Source organism: Nonomuraea diastatica (genome assembly GCF_004349015.1).
In the GTDB taxonomy this organism is placed as follows: Bacteria; Actinomycetota; Actinomycetes; order Streptosporangiales; family Streptosporangiaceae; genus Nonomuraea; species Nonomuraea diastatica.
Genome location: NZ_SMKP01000431.1, coordinates 1 through 1,064 on the forward strand (window position 1 = coordinate 1; position 1,064 = coordinate 1,064).

The following is a 1,064-nucleotide window of genomic DNA, read 5'->3' on the forward strand; positions in this document are numbered from 1 at the left end:
CGCGAACACACCCGTCCGACTCCCCCGCAACCCCGTCGGATCAATCCCCGCCCGCTCAACCGCCTCCCACGACGCCTCCAACAACAACCGCTGCTGCGGATCCATCGCCAACGCCTCACGCGGCGAGATCCCGAAGAACCCCGGATCAAACTCAGCCGCGTCATACAGGAACCCGCCGTGCCGCGCGTACGAGGTGCCCCGGCTGTCCGGATCCGGGTTGTAGAGCTTGTCCAGGTCCCAGCCACGGTCGGCGGGGAACTCCCCCACCCCGTCACGAGCCTGCGCCACCAGCTCCCACAGGTCCTCCGGCGACACCACACCACCCGGATACCGGCACGCCATCCCCACGATCGCGATCGGCTCGTCGACCGCCACGGGAGCAGCGACGGCCTGCGCCGCCTGCCCACCGGCCATCTGGTTGGCCAGGTGGTCGGCGATGGCCTCAGCGGTCGGGTAGTCGAAGATGAGCGTGGCCGGGAGCGGCACGCCGATGGCGGCCGTGAGCTGGTTGCGGAACTCGACGGCCGTCAAGGAGTCGAAGCCGAGCTCCTGGAAGGCGCGGTCGGGCTGCACCGCGTCCGCCGAGGCGTGGCCCAGCACCTTGGCCGCTTCCTTGCGGACGAGTTCCAGCAGCAGCATCCTGCCGCGTTCCGCGCCCTCCAGCCCGGCGAGCCGGCGGGCCAGCTTCGATCCGGTCGAGCGGGCCACCTGCCGTACCGACCCTCGCACCAGGCCGCGCAGCAGCGCGGGAAGACGGGAGCCGCGGCCGGCCAGCGCGCTCGTGTCGATGCGCAGCGGCACCAGCACTGCCGCGTCCGAGCCCGACCCCGCATCGAACGACGCCAGCGCCTCGTCCACGGTCAACGCCGGCAGGCCCTGACGCCGCATCCTCTCGAAGTCGGCCTCGCTCAGCGAGCCGCTCATGCCCGCGTCGGTCTCCCACAGCCCGTACGCCAGGGACGTGGCGACCAGCCCCGACGACCGACGGTGCACCGCCAGGGCGTCGAGGAACACGTTCGCAGCGGCGTAGTTGGCCTGTCCTGCCGCCAGGACGGAGCCGCCCG

At 72.0% G+C, this 1,064-nt stretch carries 1 protein-coding gene; it reads right to left on the reverse strand.

Going from position 1 to position 1,064, the window contains the following annotated elements; all coding sequences use genetic code 11:
- Positions 1-1,064 (reverse strand): beta-ketoacyl reductase (locus E1294_RS52025; RefSeq protein WP_132520787.1); only part of this gene is annotated, 1,064 nt, incomplete at both ends.